Raw genomic sequence first — 14298 nt, 5'->3', positions numbered from 1 at the left:
GAGGAATCTGGAATCTGGAATTTAGAAATATAGCCAGCGCGCCCGACCGTTAGGACGCGCTTAGGATCGCGAATTAAATAACTTACAATTTTAATTGTTATTGTGGGATGGGCGGGACGCCCATCCCACAAACTTGTGGAAGTTATTTAATTCTCATTCCTTAATTGCACTTGTCCCATGCGTATCGCCTCTGCCTTCTTCCTTCTTCTTTCTGCCTTCTTCCTTTTTCCCTCTTCCCTCTTTCTTCCATGCGCTACATAATCCGTTGCCGAACTTCCTTCAATTAATTCCCCAAATTTTGACAGTTTTGTCGATACTGCCACTGATAATAGTTTCACCATCGCTGCTAAAAGTAAGACAAGTAACAGAGTTTTGATGTCCGCTGAGAGTATGAATATGTTCGCCGGTACTGGCATTCCAAAATTTGATATTACCATCGGCACTAGCACTGACAACAGTGAGTCCGTCGGGACTAAAGGCGATCGCATTTATCGAGTTAAAATGCCCGGCCAAAGTGATTGAAGTATCTGGATTCGATAGCTGCCGCAGTTGAATGTTTCTGTCCCAGCCGCCAGTAGCCAAAGTCTGCCCGTCTGGGCTGAAAGCCAGACAATTCGCGTAACCTTTAATTGTTTGAAAGCATTCTCTGCTGCGGAGGTTCCACAGTTTAATTGTACCGTCAGAACTGCTGCTAGCGAGAGTTTGTGCGATCGGGCTAAAAGCAAGACTAACAATTCCTGCTTTATGAGCTCCCCAAGTTAAAAGATTGCCAAAAGTACAGATTAACTTTCCCGTCTCTAAATTCCAAATTTTGATTGTAGTATCTGCCGAACCGCTGGCGATAACTTGACTGTCGGGACTGATGACAATTGCGCTAATTTCCGCTTCATGTCCGAGGGAAGTATGCCGCAATTCTCCTCCTTGCCAAATTTCAATCGCACGATGTTTCGGAGTATTTCTGCTTCTCACAAAAACTTCGCTTTCTTGGCAAAGGACAAAAGTTTCTTGAGCGCGGGGATACTTGTCAACAGTATAGAGTATTTCTCCTGTATCTACATCGCAAATTCTAATTATTTTGCCGTGCAAACTCGCCGTGCGATCACCTCCGGGACTAATCGCAACATTTGTCCCAGTTTTGACAGTGCGGATACAGTCAAAAAGCTTGTAAGGCACGAAGTCTTTTAAAGCTTGGCGGACTAGAGGTTCTGTCCTCGATCGCAAAATTAAATAAGCAACTCGCTGCACTTCTGCTGCGGGGTCAAGCAGCGCCTCAATTGCTAAATTTAAACCAGCGCCTCCGTATTTAGGAGCATCTTTAACAGCGGCAATCCGAGCCTCGATACTAGGACTGTTGAAGCGCTGCTTGACTCCGGCGATGCCTCCCAAAACAGCGGCGGCGATCGGGATTTGACTTTGACCGCCGAGGACGGCATCATATTCTCTGGGTTGGTTAGAATTGTCGGGCATCATACGATTTTAGATTTTAGATTTTGGATTTTAGATTTGAAGAATTGGAGGATTGAAGAAAGCGAACTCACGGATCAATCGGGGGAATTGTTGTCGGATATATCGTATTGTTTAGGTTGCTTACAATTATCGGCTATCATACGATTTTAGATTTTAGATTGAAGAATTGGAGGATTGAAAAAAGCGAACTCACGGATAAATCGGGGGAATTGTTATCGGATACTCTGTTGTGAATTTCTGCACAGATGAATCCGGGGGCTTGTAACCTGGCTGCTTTCGGTGACGCTCAAACCTCGTTTAAGATCGCAAGTTCTAACTTATTGACTGTTGCAGTTTATAGTATTATAATCAAATCAGCGTTTCACACAAAAATCCGAAAGTGATATGTCACACTTCACAACGATCAAGGTTCAGATCAAGAACGGCGAACTGCTGCATCAAGTGTTGGAAGAGTTGGGTTATCAAGTAGAGTCCAATGTGCAGGTACGGGGTTATCGGGGTGACAAAACTAATGCCGAGTACGTGATTCGGCAATCCAATGGTTACGATTTGGGTTTTCGCCGCAACGGAGAGGATTACGAATTGGTAGCGGATTTTTGGGGCGCTCGAATTAATCAGCAGGAATTTGTCAATTCAATCAGTCAAAAATACGCGCGCAAAAGTTTGATGGCGGCGGTGCAGTCAGAGGGTTTTCATGTTGAAGAAGAGGAAACTTTGGCAGATGGAACGCTGAGAGTTGTAGTGGGTAGATGGGTTTAAGACTCGCGCTTGATTAGCTCGTTTTTACCTACCAAGAGGAATCACCATGTGGCGATCGGCGATCGTACTAATTATCCTGGCGCTTGTAGTTGGCATTGTTGCCGCGATCGCCCTTGGAACATACCGCTGGCATCTGGGTACCAAGGAACTGCGAGCCACTCTGGAAGCTGCGCGATCGCCGATTAAACCTCTCACATTTGATGCGCGGGAAATCGCCGATTTACCCCAGCCCGTGCAGCGCTACTTTCGCGCGGTGATGAAGGATGGACAACCGCTAATTGCAGCAGCGCGGGTTTCCCACGAAGGCACGTTTAACATGAGCGAAACCGCAGAAAAATGGAGCGCCTTCACCTCAACTCAATTGGTAATTACTCAGCGCCCTGGCTTTGACTGGGAGGGGCGAATTGCCATGATGCCCGGTATCAATGCGTTTGTTCATGATGCCTACATTTCTGGCGAAGGCATCCTCCATGCAGCGCTGCTGGGCCTGGTGACTCTGGCGGATATCCGCGGCACTCCAGAAGCTGCACAAGGCGAACTGATGCGCTTTTTCGCGGAGGCGGCTTGGTATCCGACGAGACTGCTGCCGAGTCAGGGTGTTCGCTGGGAGGCGATCGACAATTCTTCGGCCAGAGCAACGCTACAGGATGGCGACACTACTGTTTCCCTGGATTTCCGCTTTGATGAAGCAGGGCTAATCGCCAGTATCCGCGCCGAGGCCCGCGCCCGTACAGTTAACGGCGGGCTGCTGTTTGCGCCCTGGCAAGGCCGTTTCTGGGACTACGAGTTGCGAGACGGTATGCGGATTCCGCTCTCCGGTGAGGTGGCGTGGCAACTGCCTGATGGCTCGCTATTGCCCTACTGGCGCGGCCGCATCACGAATATTGCCTATGAGTTTGCACGATGATTCTAGTTTGTGTTGTAGGGTGAGTCTGAGATTTTCTCCCCTATTTCATGGGAACAATCTGATAATATTTGGCAAGCGATTGGTTCGCCTCCAGCTTTTCGAGCGTTCAGTTTGGGATATGTCTGGAAACTCTATGAAGGTGAGGTTTACAAGCCGTTGACGGTATCGTCAGATTTTAAAAATAAGTTTAATGAATTGCTAGTTGTAGGATAAGTGAAAAGATGAGGCTGCGCTCGATACCAATCTCAGATCGATCTGAGATTGGTATCGAGCGCGAAATCCAGATTTTGCCGATCGCTGGTTTCGAGGACTGATGCGATATAATTAAAACAAACGAGTAAATCCATACTATGAGCATTACTCTGACGAAAACCCAAGAGATATTCATCCAAACTAAACTGCAAACTGGTAAATATGGTTCTGCCGAAGAAGTGCTGGAAGTTGCTTTGCGATTGTTAGATGAGTACGATCGCGCCGATGGCGAATGGATCGATTCTGTACGAGTTAAGATAGATGCTGCTGTTGCCATGTCCGAACATACTCCGCCGATTGATGGCGAAACCTTCGTCGCAGGGATTTTGGATCGTTTCCGGCAAGCGCGCGAGATTCAACAATGAAACGCTATCTCATAAACGTTTTGGCCAGCCAAGACCTCAACGAAATTGCTGATTATTTCACTACCAACAACATCGAAGCAGGTGAGCGCTTTTTTCAAGATTTTTCGCGTCGCTGCCAACAATTAGTTAACTTTCCTAATTTAGGGAGGACTTATATAGAAATAAGTCCCAACTTGCGAGGTCTGCGTTTGGATGGCTACATCATCTTCTACCAACTTTTAGATGATGGCATTGAGATTCTTCGTGTAGTTAGCGGTCGCCGAGATATAGCATCCCTATTTGATGAACAAGAACCGTGACATTGAGATCGTAAAGAGCGCAGACTTAATCCTCCAAGTCCACCTGTTTAACCTGCTCTAAAGGTAGATCTAGCGCTTCTGCAATTTGTTCGTCGCTCAAGCCAAACTGCCGTAATTTATCAATTGTTTCAATTTTAGTTTGATTTTTGCTTTCCTCCTGCAAGTCTGGAATTTCCGGCTGACTTATATCTGGCGTAGGAGTAGAGGAATTAGAACAGTTGTTAATGTAGCTAATATGGCTACTATTTTTAATAGTAGTATTATTACCAAGATTTATATTCTGATTTATCTGTCTTTCTATAACGGATTCAAGATTACTTTTTTTTACTTGTTCGCCAAACACTTCAGATAACATTTGCAAAAGCTCGTGACTAGCCTTTTTAACGTGCTGGGAGCTATAATCATGAGTTTCTGCCACGTCAGCATATCTTTGACGCTTCAGTATTCCCGAAATAATTTTTCGCTGCAAGTTATTTAGACGTTTACCTGTGTTGGTATAGACAGCTTCATCGACAAATTGCAATATCTGAGGACTGTCCATAGGTGGGATGGTGAGATAGGTATGGTTACTATACCAAACTTTTTCCAACTTTTTCCAACTTTTTGAGCTTCGCATCCGAATTTTAGGAAGTTCCAACTTTTTCCCACTTTTTTTACTTTACATTTTTTGTGCGATCGGTCTACTGTAGGAACAGTGTTTTAATATTCAATCTCAAAGTTTAACTCTGTAAGTCGCCCAAAAATCTGCTACTTCACCATTTTGTAGGATTTTGGTAGAGTCTGTGAGCAATATACATTTAGCGAGTAAACAGTATTGATGCAACCAAATTTTTTGACTGACTCACCTCTAAGCCAACAGCCATTATTTGAGTTAAAAAATGTTACATTTAGCTATGCTAACAGCCAGAATCAGCTTTTAGATAATGTTTCATTAAGCTTGTTTCCGGGTGAGAATATTGGTCTGATTGGAGAAAATGGCTGCGGTAAATCTACAATTATCAAACTATTGCTAGGATTATGCTTTCCTAACAACGGAACAGTAAATTTATTTGGAAGGAAAGTTTTATGGGGCAATAATTACCCCCAGCTAGGCTACATAGGTGATCCCTCTTATTACCCTGGAGAGTTAGGCTTGCCAACGGGAATTTTAGTTAAAGAGCTTGTGCAAATTTTTAAGTCTCTATGTCAGCAACAAAAGGAGCTAAAAGACTTATCTTACCTTGAAATTGAGCAACGGCTACAAATTCCTAGCTTTTATGAATCTGATGTTAGCAAGCTATCAAAAGGACAACGGATTAGACTGATGGCATTTTTAGCTTTGGCTAAGAAACCACAGTTACTAATTGCCGATGAAGCAACAGAAGGATTAGATAAAGAAGGAAAAAAAATTGTATTGTCAGAAGTTCAACGACTTGCCAATTGTCATCAAGCAGGGATTTTATGGATTTCCCACCGACGCGATGAAGTCGCTAGATTAACCGATAAAGTTTATGAGCTATTTCAAGGGAAATTACATGAACAAGAGCGTCAAGGTTTTGATTGTCAAATAGAGACTGATTCTATTAACTCCGAGGCTAAAAAATATTTTAATCTCTCCAAAGATGGGGCTTTTCAAGCTTTGGAAGACATCTTTACAGATTCCTCAATCCATAAATTCCAGATGACAGGGGTTCTCCAAAAGAGGGAAAGTTTATGATCGATTTAAACAAGGCATGGGTGATGGTTAAGCCAGAAATAATAAAATTGCTCAAGTCATATCATTTGCTAATTTTATTAGTAGGAGGAATAATTATTGCAACATTGCCTTTTAGTTGGGATGGAGAACAACTAACATTTTTTAATATCCCTTTAGAGGGATATCAGGGAGCTAGAGAAACAGTTTATATAAATTTTATCCATGAATTGTTTTCATGGGCTTGGATTTATATAGCCCTTGATGTACTTCTTCGGTTATTGCTACCTTTAGGGGATAGTTTTTCAGTAAGCCAGTTACTCTGGCTGCGGCTTACTCCTTGCTTTCCTTGGGAGATTGCTGCTGCTAGAGCAATCTGGGTAATTGCTTATGGAGTTTGGCTGGGTTTTTTAGGGCTAATTTGGGTGTTAGTAACTTCCTTCTATCATCATATTTACTCCGCCAATTTACTGTTAGATGTTTTGGGTTTATTTAGTTATATTATCTTCGCAGGAGGTATGATTGCATTCTTAGATTTTGACCTCGTATTTGACTATTTTTCAAAAAGGGTAATCGCCGTTGTTGCTTCATTTTTACCCTTTTTTCTATACTTGTTAAAAATAAGTATAGGTGGCTTATTCCATAGCCAATATATCAGATTTTTTCCTTACACGCATCCGTTTGCTCTGCTAAATTCAGAGAATTTATATCATTTTGGAATAGCAGGTATTTTAGGTTTGCTTTTCCTAGGCTTCCATATATTGAGTAAACTGAAATATAGTTCAGTTGAAATTTCGGACATTTTACCAAATGAGAGTACAAGGAGTTAATTATCATGCAATACAAAAAACAGAGAAAAACAAATTGGTGGGTTATCTTTTTATTTATCCCTCTGCTAGTTGGATGTAACCCTGTTACTACTGAACTGTTCTTCAAATTAGAGGTTTATTTAGGAGATGCTTTACTTAAAACAGTAGTTGGACCAACGATAGAAATTATTTTTGACAAAGCAATCTCTTATATATCACCTCATACCAAACCTGATCCTGACAATTCATTAAAAGGACGCTATACTGGTGAGCTTACCTTCAAAACAGAAGATCCAAATTGTAGAGATGTTCATATAGAAAAACAACCTGAAATGGTAAGGAAGTCAATTAACGATCAATGGCAGCCAGTACCAGAAGTTCAAAAGAGAATCAATCGTTTTCGTGAAAATCATTGTTAAAGCAGACAAAGCAATGATTATTTTTCTCCAATTCACCATAATTTAATCAAAGAGGAGACAATAAAAATGAAAAAGACGCTTTTTAAAATTCTGAGTGTAGGAGTTATAGTGTTGAGTGTCTTGTTCTTCGCATTTGGCTTGATGAAGTTAGCTCGCGCTCAAGAACCACCAAAAGCTCCAACTATAGTAAGTGGGATTCCTGGTGTTGAAGTCATAGTACCTTCGCCAATCAATACTAACCAAGCTCAATATATTATTGGTAGTTCTCTAGCAATGCTAGGGTTAGGAGTTGCAGGGTTTGTGGTTTCTTCAAGAATAACTGAAGTAAGTCACAATAATCAAAACAAGAAGAATAGAGAAACGACTCCTGACACTGTTACTGTTAATCTTAGCCCCGACGCCTCAGCAAAACCAGTGCAAGAAACTGCCAGACAGGAAAAAGATGTTCCTATAGTTGCTGTGGAAGGCAATCCTGGGACTGTTACCATAAATCTTAGCCCCGAAGACTCAGCAAAAATTTTTCAAAAAGCTGCCAACCAAGGAAAAGATATTTCTATTCTTCCTGATGTTTCTATTGTGACTGGGGAAGGCAATCTTGGTACTATTACTGTCAATCTTAGCCCCAAAGACTCAGCAAAAATTTTTCAAAAAGCGACAAACCAAGGAAAAGATATTTCTATTCTTGCTTATGAATTATTAGTCAAAATCTTGGACGGGGAAGCAGAAGACTAGGCTAAGTTTCTAAGAATCATTATTATAGCAAGTTTTAGGCGGTGTAGGTTTTTAGCGATCGCCCTTACCAGACAAAAGTGCGATCGCCCGCAACTACCAAATCGTTTCAACATTAGGAATATCATACCGCCGCGCGATCGCAACTAAGATGCGATCGCGCGGCAATTGCTCGATCGCCTGGATGATGCAACGATCGGTCAAACAACCGGACTCACTATTGAGGATGTGCGGAATTTGCGATCTGCTCGAAATTAGAGCCAAGTTATCCACCTGCTTTCAGCCACCCAAAAACCTGCTCCACTGTCAAATCTAATGTTAAAAAACTGGGCACGGGCAACCGATCTTGTCCCGTTAACTCAACTGGTTCTCGTCCGGGAATAAATGCTAAAATAAACCGTTCCTCTGGATCGATTAACCATCCGAGCTCAGTCCCGTATTTCAAACAGTGTAAAATATTACTAATCACCTTAGTTGCTTTCTGGTCAGGGGATAAAATTTCTACTGTCCAGTCGGGATGAATTTCAAAGGAATTCGGAACTTCGCCATCCGCTTCAAAAGTGATTCTATCCCAAGCAAATACTGTAGCATCAGGTACAATAGAACGCCCGCCAAAAGTACAGCGCAATTCGGGAAAAGCAAGAGCAATTCGTTCTGTTTCCGCAACTAGATTAACAGCGTTGCAAAACTTGAGTTGCAAACGAGAATGTTTGCCTTGAGGCATACTCTTTTGGTGAATGCGTCCGTTAATAAATTCACTCGCAGGTTGAGTTTCCGGTAGTTTGAGGAAAGCTTCGAGAGTGAGAGAAATGGGAAGTGCTGCTGTCATCGCTTTGAATTCGGTGTCATTGCCACTCTGCCATAATTTTATCATTAAGTCTATTCTATGTTTGTAGACCGATCGACCTCACCCTCACCCTCACCCTCCAAAATCTCACCCAAATAGCACTGCACAAACTCCCGCGCTGCATCTATATCGAGCAACTTTAACGCCACAACCATCTTCACAAGCGTGTTGACCGTTGGATCTATCAACTCATTAAACCAACGATAGACAACAGAACTTCGCACACCCATTGCGATCGCCAATTTGTTTTGGCTAATGCTATAGGTGTTGAGTACATCTGTCAGAACTCGACCAGCTTTCCCAAAAAACCCTACCTCAAAAACAACTTATAAGCCGGATTTTGACTCTCATCCCCATACTGATAGCCCAGCGTATCCAAAAAAGCCTGCCATTCCTGCATCTCATCGGGCGGCACCTGAATTCCCACCACAATTCGCCCGTAATCTGCGCCGTTATTTCGATAGTGAAAAACACTGATATTCCAGTTAGGACTCATCGAACCGACAAACTTCATCAACGCACCCGGACGTTCGGGAAATTCAAAGCGATAAAACAATTCATGATTGGCCAGCATCGAACGCCCGCCCACCATATGCCGCACGTGCAATTTCGTTAATTCATCATCAGTTAAATCCAAAGTCTTGAAGCCACAATCTTCAAAACTTGCGGCTATCTTCACCGCATCGGCACGGTTTTCAATTTGCACGCCGATAAAAATATGTGCTTCTTTTTCATCCGCAATTCGATAGCTAAATTCAGTTAAATTGCGTTTGCCCAGACATTCGCAAAACCTGCGGAGACTGCCAGCTTGTTCGGGAATTGTGACTGCAAAAATGGCTTCGCGGTGTTCGCCAAACTCGGCTCTTTCTGCTACAAAACGCAGGCGATCGAAATTCATGTTCGCGCCGCAAGCAACAGCAATTAATGTTTCTCCTGCGATTTGTTCGCGTTCGACGTAAGCTTTCGCACCTGCGATCGCCAAAGCGCCTGCAGGTTCTAAGATCGATCGCGTATCTTCAAAAACATCCTTAATCGCCGCGCAAACATCATCCGTATGCACCAAAATAATCTCATCCACATACTCCTGACACAACCGAAAAGTTTCCTCCCCCACTTCCCGCACAGCAACGCCGTCAGCAAATAAACCCACCTGCGACAAACGCACCCGTTTACCCGCTTTCAGCGATTGATTCATTGCATCGGAATCCACTGGTTCGACGCCAATAATCTTAATTTCCGGCCGCAACCGCTTGACATAAGCCCCAATTCCCGAAATCAATCCACCGCCCCCAATTGCCACAAAAATCGCGTGAATTGGTTTTTGATGTTGCCGCAGAATTTCCATGCCGATCGTACCCTGTCCAGCAATTACGTAGGGATCATCAAAAGGGTGAATAAAAGTCATACCTTTTTCGCCCTCTAATTGACGCGCAAAAGCGTAAGCATCATCGTAGGTATCCCCATGCAAGACTACCTCTCCACCACGGGCTATCACCGCATTTACCTTCACCTGCGGCGTCGTTACGGGCATGACTATGATCGCGCGAGTTCCTAGGTGGCGGGCGGCGAGGGCGACTCCTTGGGCGTGGTTGCCGGCGGAAGCTGCAATGACACCTTGTGCTAGCAAATCCGGCGACAGTTGCGCCATTTTGTTGTACGCACCTCGCAGTTTGAAGGAAAACACCGACTGCATATCCTCTCGCTTCAGCAAAAGTTTATTGTTGAGCCGTGCTGATAGATTGGGGGCTACTTCGAGGGGTGTTTCTTGAGCAACATCGTAGACGCGGGCGGTGAGGATTTGTACTAGGTAATCGCAAAGCATGGGGTTAGCAGGTTGGTTGATGCCGGATGGTGGGATAATTGTAGGGCACTTGTGTTAGTATTTTGCGGGGAATTGGCGATCGAATAGCTGCAAGCTTCACTAACGGGCGATTCCCTGCGGGATAGCTTCGCTTCACGGAAGTTATCAATGATAACTTTTCCGTTTGGGAAAATACTGAAAACGCGCGATCGAACTTATTTCGTCGAGTCAGCGGGGAAGTTGAGTCGCACTCAGGTGGAGTACGATTACAATAAAAGCAGCGTTAGATAGCAAAAGCGCGAAAATATATAAAACATACAATCAGGGTATGGAATTTGAATGGGACGAAATCAAAGCAGCTATCAATCTCAACAAACACGGTGTAAATTTTGAAGAAGCAAAGACAGTTTTCTACAATCCGCTTGCCGTAATTTTTGATGATGAAAAACATTCACAAAATGAGCGCCGTGAAATTATCATCGGTCACTCTCAAAACAATCAGTTGCTGCTAGTCAGCTATACTGAACGTGCAAATACAATCCGTATCATTAGTGCCCGTATAGCCACTAGAAAGGAGCGTGAAGACTATGAAGAAAACGCCTTTTAATGAATCTTCAAACTCGGAAGATGACCTTTTGTCAGAGTACCGCTTCGACTACAAAAAAGCCAAACCCAACCGTTTTGCAAATCGTAGTGGAAAGCAACAAATGACAGTCGTTGTTTTGGATGAGGATATTGCCCGGATTTTCTCAACACCAGAGGCAGTCAACAAGGTGCTTCGGGCACTGATTGAAGCGATGCCTCAAGCAAGTAGTGGGGATACAGTTTAAAGTCCTAAAATACGGTAATGTTTGGGAACTGCACCCGCTGGTAGTGAGAACAGAATTTCGGGGACAAGGAATTGGTCGATCGCTCGTAGCTGATTTAGCAACAGAAGCTAAAAACCGGGGAGGGATCGTGCTGTGGGTAGGTACAGACGACGAAGACAATCAAACAACTCTTTCAGGCATCGATCTTTATCCTAACGTTTGGGAACACATCGCCAAAATTAGAAATTTGCGCGGTCATCCCTACGAATTTTATCAAAAAATGGGTTTTGCGATCGTGGGAGTGATGCCCGACGCCAACGGAATTGGCAAGCCAGATATTTTCATGGCAAAGCGGTTGTAAAGTTTAATGTTGGTTCTAAATTTACTGACAGGTGGCTTGCCAATTCAACACTTAGCAAAATTAGTTGTTGAAAGTTTTCCAGAAAATCGGTCTAATCGGGACGTGCGAACCCCGTTCGAGGGTCGCTAATAAACAAACCCAGAACTAACGAATCCATCACCGTATCCCAGACAGGAGTCAAACGTTCAGCATCGTCAACCCAGTAATCAAAAGTAATCAAACACTGAACATTAGAACCCAACCCAATACAGATTCGCGAATAAGCTTCCCGCTGTTCTGGAGGGTCGATAAACTTAAATTCCGTCCAAACAACGCGGGCAGTTTGCCGCTTCAATTGGATAATTTCCCCAAAAGCGATCGGATTTCGCGTCTCATCTTCAACCACCTTCTGTAATAGCGGCACCAGCGGAAAATCTGCCCAGTTACCAGGTGGTAGCAAATTAAACGAAACCTCCAAACGACAATCATCATCCGGCGGCTTTTTATCCGTAAATCGGAACGACTTAGTATCCGGTTCAAAATGCCAATCTTCCGGCACATCAAAGCGGACTGCACCTCTTCCTGCTACAAAAATTCGAGTTCCAGGCTTTGACTTCCAATTGTGGTCTTCTTTGAGTTCTAGGGTTTCCTTGAGCCATTCTTGCTTTTTGCGCTTAGACATAAACAGAACACCAAATTACTGCTAATGTGTAGTTTTAGACCTTGCAAACACATTTTAACTCTATTTTGCTCGCCGTTTGCTCAAATATAACAATCATTACAAAAATTATGAATCCCTCTCTTCTCTATTCCTCTGTGTTCTCTGCGCCTCTGCGGTAAAAAAGAATTCCTTTCACAATTGGCTAACTTTTATTTTTCACTCTTCGGAATCACATACCTAATTCCCCCTTTATTCCCAGCCGCATCGCCCTTGTAACGCGGGATAACATGAATAGCAGCGTGACTGCGACTTTGACCAGCCTGTTTATTAATATTGATTCCCACATTAAAACCGTCTGGCTGAAACTCTTTACTTAACATCTCTTGTACCTTGTTAGCCATAAACCAGCAAGCCGATTGCTCTCGAAACGGCAGTTCAAAATAATTGGCGACATGACGTTTTGGGATGATTAAAACATGACCTTTGCTGGCTGGATAACCGTCAAACATCGCATAAGCTGTTGCTGATTCAGTTAGCAAAATTAGGTTTTTGTAAGGATTGCAAAATATGCAGTTATTAGTAGAATTTCTTTGGTGATTGTAATGCACGTATTTGTAAATTTCGCAATACTCATCTAGGTGAACTGGCTTAAATGGAAGTTTGACAATGCACTGATATGTAGGTTTTTTGTGAACATAATGTTCTCGAAAGCCTTCTTTTTTGATATCCCTTCTCACCGCAAAATACGCATTCCCTCCCGGTTTCAACAGGTGCGACACTTCCATCAGGACATTAGCTTGTTCTTCAGGAAACAAAACATTCAAAACATAAAAGCAAATGATTGTGTCGAATTTATCTTTGGGTAATTCCGGGAAATAATAAGGGTCATAACCCGCAATATCTAAGCCTTTTTGCTGCAACAATCTCACATCGCTGCCGAAGCCGCACCCAAAATCTAAGATTTTCCCTTGCAGCAAGTTTTTATCTAATAAAAATCTGGCTGGAAATGACAGATAAATTCTTTCGATTGCCGTCAGGTGGCTGAATTTATTTTGTTGCTTTTTCATGGCGGCATAAATTTGATTTTAATCGATATTTTTCAGTCCGCGCACCATCCGGACGAGAGTTTGTGTAGTACCGATTTCAAGATCCGAATGTTATCTAAAATTTTATCATTATTGCAGTTTGGCGATCGCCCCTTTTTCCACCAACACCTTACCAGTCACCAAATCCCGCACCGTCGCCAACAAAACCCGCCTCTCATCCACCTCAAAACTCACCGAAACCCTGTCAATTCCCAATACCCCAGGCGGATCCAAATGCGCCACACAAACCTGCTGGTGGTGGCTTTCCAGAGAGCGAAAATCCGTCTGTTTGTTGAGCCAACTGCTCGTCATTTGCCCTTTTTCGTTAAAAATAACCTCCGCTTGCGATACCTCCGCAACTTCGCCAATATCTAACCGAATTTCCCTTTGTCCTTCAATAGCCACTTGCAGCGTCAACTCTTCATAACTTTGACAGGGATACTTCATTTCCTTGCTAAATATCGGCGAATAAGCATAAGCTTTAGCATAAGGTTCCCAGAGGCGAATTGCATAGCTGTGGCGCAAATAATCGTCAACACTCGCTAATTGTGTCAAGGCTAAAGCACCGTGCGCCACAGCTTCAAAAGGCTTGTCTCTTTGGACTTTTTGCCGCCCAAAATACGAAACCACTAAATTAGATACAGCCGGGATTAAAGAAGTTCCTCCTACCAGCAAAACCTGTTCGATATCTGCTTTGCCGATACCTTTTCCCAGTGCAATACTCAGCACTTCATCTAAAGCTTCCCGCAACTGTTCTAACAACTGCCTAGATTCCAGAATTTCCTCAAGCTTGTCTCGGTTTAGCTGCAAGTCGTAAGACATAAAATTTTCATCGTCAAACCAGCTTTCCTTCGCCTCATTAACTTGAGAAACTTGAATTTTTAATTTTTCCGCTATTTCTAATAAATTTTGCCAGCCAACGGGGCCGACTTCTGCCCGCGACGAACCAATTTGCCGCAAATAATCTTCGACAATCCAGATGTCAATATCTTCGCCGCCGACATAAGCATCGGATTTTGCCAATACTTCGGCACGTACCCCCCCCAGCCCCCCCTTGGTAAGGGGGGGAGCAAGATT

Annotated in this window: 20 protein-coding genes and 1 pseudogene; 13 read left to right on the top strand and 8 right to left on the bottom strand. The window is 43.3% G+C overall.

Annotation, left to right across the window (positions count from 1 at the left end; genetic code table 11):
• Positions 1-279: 279 nt before the first annotated feature.
• The gene (locus QT973_RS18880; RefSeq protein WP_333391949.1) at positions 280-1470 is read right to left on the bottom strand and encodes a WD40 repeat domain-containing protein; all 1191 of its coding nucleotides are present in this window, start codon (positions 1468-1470) and stop codon (positions 280-282) included.
• Positions 1471-1851: 381 nt separating this feature from the next.
• Here QT973_RS18880 and QT973_RS18875 point away from each other — a divergent pair, with 381 nt between their 5' ends.
• From QT973_RS18875 to QT973_RS18860, 4 genes are all read left to right on the top strand, one after another.
• A complete protein-coding gene (locus QT973_RS18875) occupies positions 1852-2226 on the top strand; it encodes a DUF1257 domain-containing protein (RefSeq protein ID WP_333204390.1) in 375 nt (124 codons plus the stop codon).
• Between the two features lie 46 nt (positions 2227-2272).
• Entirely contained in the window at positions 2273-3133 is an 861-nt protein-coding gene (locus QT973_RS18870) for a DUF6920 family protein (RefSeq protein WP_333391947.1), read from the top strand.
• A 350-nt stretch (positions 3134-3483) separates the two neighbouring features.
• Entirely contained in the window at positions 3484-3750 is a 267-nt protein-coding gene (locus QT973_RS18865) for a type II toxin-antitoxin system ParD family antitoxin (RefSeq protein ID WP_333391945.1), read from the top strand.
• Positions 3747-4049 carry a type II toxin-antitoxin system RelE/ParE family toxin gene (locus QT973_RS18860; protein WP_333391943.1) on the top strand — a complete coding sequence of 101 codons (303 nt, stop codon included), beginning with the start codon at positions 3747-3749 and terminating at the stop codon, positions 4047-4049. The genes QT973_RS18865 and QT973_RS18860 overlap by 4 nt, the downstream gene beginning before the upstream one ends.
• A 25-nt stretch (positions 4050-4074) precedes the next feature.
• Here the strand turns inward: QT973_RS18860 and QT973_RS18855 are convergent, their stop codons facing one another.
• Complete coding sequence (locus QT973_RS18855; RefSeq protein WP_333391967.1) at positions 4075-4590, bottom strand: hypothetical protein; 516 nt, start codon at positions 4588-4590, stop codon at positions 4075-4077.
• 291 nt (positions 4591-4881) lie between these two features.
• Between QT973_RS18855 and QT973_RS18850 the strand changes: the two genes are divergently transcribed.
• The 5 genes and pseudogenes from QT973_RS18850 to QT973_RS27090 form a co-directional block, all read left to right on the top strand.
• On the top strand, positions 4882-5745 hold the full coding sequence (locus QT973_RS18850) for an ABC transporter ATP-binding protein (RefSeq protein ID WP_333391942.1): 864 nt from the start codon (positions 4882-4884) through the stop codon (positions 5743-5745).
• Positions 5742-6551, top strand: a complete 810-nt coding sequence (locus QT973_RS18845) for a hypothetical protein (protein ID WP_333391940.1) — start codon at positions 5742-5744, stop codon at positions 6549-6551. Before QT973_RS18850 ends, QT973_RS18845 begins: the two co-directional genes overlap by 4 nt.
• A 5-nt stretch (positions 6552-6556) precedes the next feature.
• The gene (locus tag QT973_RS18840) at positions 6557-6949 is read left to right on the top strand and encodes a hypothetical protein (protein ID WP_333391938.1); all 393 of its coding nucleotides are present in this window, start codon (positions 6557-6559) and stop codon (positions 6947-6949) included.
• 66 nt (positions 6950-7015) lie between these two features.
• Positions 7016-7681: a hypothetical protein gene (locus tag QT973_RS18835; protein ID WP_333391936.1), complete on the top strand. Its 666-nt coding sequence runs from the start codon at positions 7016-7018 to the stop codon at positions 7679-7681.
• Between the two features lie 150 nt (positions 7682-7831).
• A pseudogene (locus QT973_RS27090) lies at positions 7832-7936 on the top strand (Rpn family recombination-promoting nuclease/putative transposase); the annotation flags it as partial.
• A gap of 7 nt (positions 7937-7943) precedes the next feature.
• On the opposite strand, the gene QT973_RS18825 reads toward QT973_RS27090, so the two are convergent.
• From QT973_RS18825 to ilvA, 3 genes are all read right to left on the bottom strand, one after another.
• Complete coding sequence (locus QT973_RS18825) at positions 7944-8507, bottom strand: Uma2 family endonuclease (RefSeq protein WP_445243086.1); 564 nt, start codon at positions 8505-8507, stop codon at positions 7944-7946.
• Positions 8508-8557: 50 nt separating this feature from the next.
• A complete protein-coding gene (locus tag QT973_RS18820; protein ID WP_333337711.1) occupies positions 8558-8749 on the bottom strand; it encodes a hypothetical protein in 192 nt (63 codons plus the stop codon).
• An 86-nt stretch (positions 8750-8835) separates the two neighbouring features.
• Complete coding sequence (gene ilvA, locus QT973_RS18815) at positions 8836-10368, bottom strand: threonine ammonia-lyase, biosynthetic (RefSeq protein WP_333210570.1); 1533 nt, start codon at positions 10366-10368, stop codon at positions 8836-8838.
• A gap of 126 nt (positions 10369-10494) precedes the next feature.
• On the opposite strand from ilvA, the gene QT973_RS18810 reads away from it, so the two are divergent.
• From QT973_RS18810 to QT973_RS18795, 4 genes are read left to right on the top strand one after another with little or no spacing between them, the layout of a single operon-like run.
• On the top strand, positions 10495-10617 hold the full coding sequence (locus QT973_RS18810) for a hypothetical protein (RefSeq protein WP_333052756.1): 123 nt from the start codon (positions 10495-10497) through the stop codon (positions 10615-10617).
• A 37-nt stretch (positions 10618-10654) separates the two neighbouring features.
• Positions 10655-10933 carry a BrnT family toxin gene (locus QT973_RS18805; protein WP_333052755.1) on the top strand — a complete coding sequence of 93 codons (279 nt, stop codon included), beginning with the start codon at positions 10655-10657 and terminating at the stop codon, positions 10931-10933.
• Positions 10914-11156, top strand: a complete 243-nt coding sequence (locus QT973_RS18800; RefSeq protein ID WP_333052754.1) for a hypothetical protein — start codon at positions 10914-10916, stop codon at positions 11154-11156. The genes QT973_RS18805 and QT973_RS18800 overlap by 20 nt, the downstream gene beginning before the upstream one ends.
• Positions 11140-11496, top strand: coding sequence for a GNAT family N-acetyltransferase (locus QT973_RS18795; protein ID WP_333052753.1), 357 nt, complete (start codon positions 11140-11142; stop codon positions 11494-11496). The genes QT973_RS18800 and QT973_RS18795 overlap by 17 nt, the downstream gene beginning before the upstream one ends.
• Before the next feature lie 91 nt (positions 11497-11587).
• Here QT973_RS18795 and QT973_RS18790 read toward each other — a convergent pair whose 3' ends face one another.
• The 3 genes from QT973_RS18790 to QT973_RS18780 form a co-directional block, all read right to left on the bottom strand.
• Positions 11588-12157, bottom strand: coding sequence for a hypothetical protein (locus tag QT973_RS18790; RefSeq protein WP_333052751.1), 570 nt, complete (start codon positions 12155-12157; stop codon positions 11588-11590).
• A gap of 188 nt (positions 12158-12345) precedes the next feature.
• A complete protein-coding gene (locus QT973_RS18785) occupies positions 12346-13203 on the bottom strand; it encodes a bifunctional class I SAM-dependent methyltransferase/HIT family protein (protein ID WP_333052749.1) in 858 nt (285 codons plus the stop codon).
• A gap of 108 nt (positions 13204-13311) precedes the next feature.
• Positions 13312-14298 (bottom strand): Hsp70 family protein (locus tag QT973_RS18780; RefSeq protein ID WP_333391932.1); only part of this gene is annotated, 987 nt, incomplete at its 5' end.

Origin of the sequence: Microcoleus sp. Z1_A1 (genome assembly GCF_036700305.1) — a bacterium.
Classification (GTDB): domain Bacteria; phylum Cyanobacteriota; class Cyanobacteriia; order Cyanobacteriales; family Microcoleaceae; genus Microcoleus.
This window is presented reverse-complemented; position numbering and strand designations above follow the sequence as displayed.

Bases quoted from the DNA above. Each gene is read 5' to 3' on its own strand.
- QT973_RS18880 (WP_333391949.1), bottom strand. From the start codon at position 1,470: ATGATGCCCGACAATTCTAACCAACCCAGAGAATATGATGCCGTCCTC.
- QT973_RS18875 (WP_333204390.1), top strand. From the start codon at position 1,852: ATGTCACACTTCACAACGATCAAGGTTCAGATCAAGAACGGCGAACTG.
- QT973_RS18870 (WP_333391947.1), top strand. From the start codon at position 2,273: ATGTGGCGATCGGCGATCGTACTAATTATCCTGGCGCTTGTAGTTGGC.
- QT973_RS18865 (WP_333391945.1), top strand. From the start codon at position 3,484: ATGAGCATTACTCTGACGAAAACCCAAGAGATATTCATCCAAACTAAA.
- QT973_RS18860 (WP_333391943.1), top strand. From the start codon at position 3,747: ATGAAACGCTATCTCATAAACGTTTTGGCCAGCCAAGACCTCAACGAA.
- QT973_RS18855 (WP_333391967.1), bottom strand. From the start codon at position 4,590: ATGGACAGTCCTCAGATATTGCAATTTGTCGATGAAGCTGTCTATACC.
- QT973_RS18845 (WP_333391940.1), top strand. From the start codon at position 5,742: ATGATCGATTTAAACAAGGCATGGGTGATGGTTAAGCCAGAAATAATA.
- QT973_RS18840 (WP_333391938.1), top strand. From the start codon at position 6,557: ATGCAATACAAAAAACAGAGAAAAACAAATTGGTGGGTTATCTTTTTA.
- QT973_RS18835 (WP_333391936.1), top strand. From the start codon at position 7,016: ATGAAAAAGACGCTTTTTAAAATTCTGAGTGTAGGAGTTATAGTGTTG.
- QT973_RS18825 (WP_445243086.1), bottom strand. From the start codon at position 8,507: ATGACAGCAGCACTTCCCATTTCTCTCACTCTCGAAGCTTTCCTCAAA.
- QT973_RS18810 (WP_333052756.1), top strand. From the start codon at position 10,495: ATGATAACTTTTCCGTTTGGGAAAATACTGAAAACGCGCGATCGAACT.
- QT973_RS18805 (WP_333052755.1), top strand. From the start codon at position 10,655: ATGGAATTTGAATGGGACGAAATCAAAGCAGCTATCAATCTCAACAAA.
- QT973_RS18800 (WP_333052754.1), top strand. From the start codon at position 10,914: ATGAAGAAAACGCCTTTTAATGAATCTTCAAACTCGGAAGATGACCTT.
- QT973_RS18790 (WP_333052751.1), bottom strand. From the start codon at position 12,157: ATGTCTAAGCGCAAAAAGCAAGAATGGCTCAAGGAAACCCTAGAACTC.
- QT973_RS18785 (WP_333052749.1), bottom strand. From the start codon at position 13,203: ATGAAAAAGCAACAAAATAAATTCAGCCACCTGACGGCAATCGAAAGA.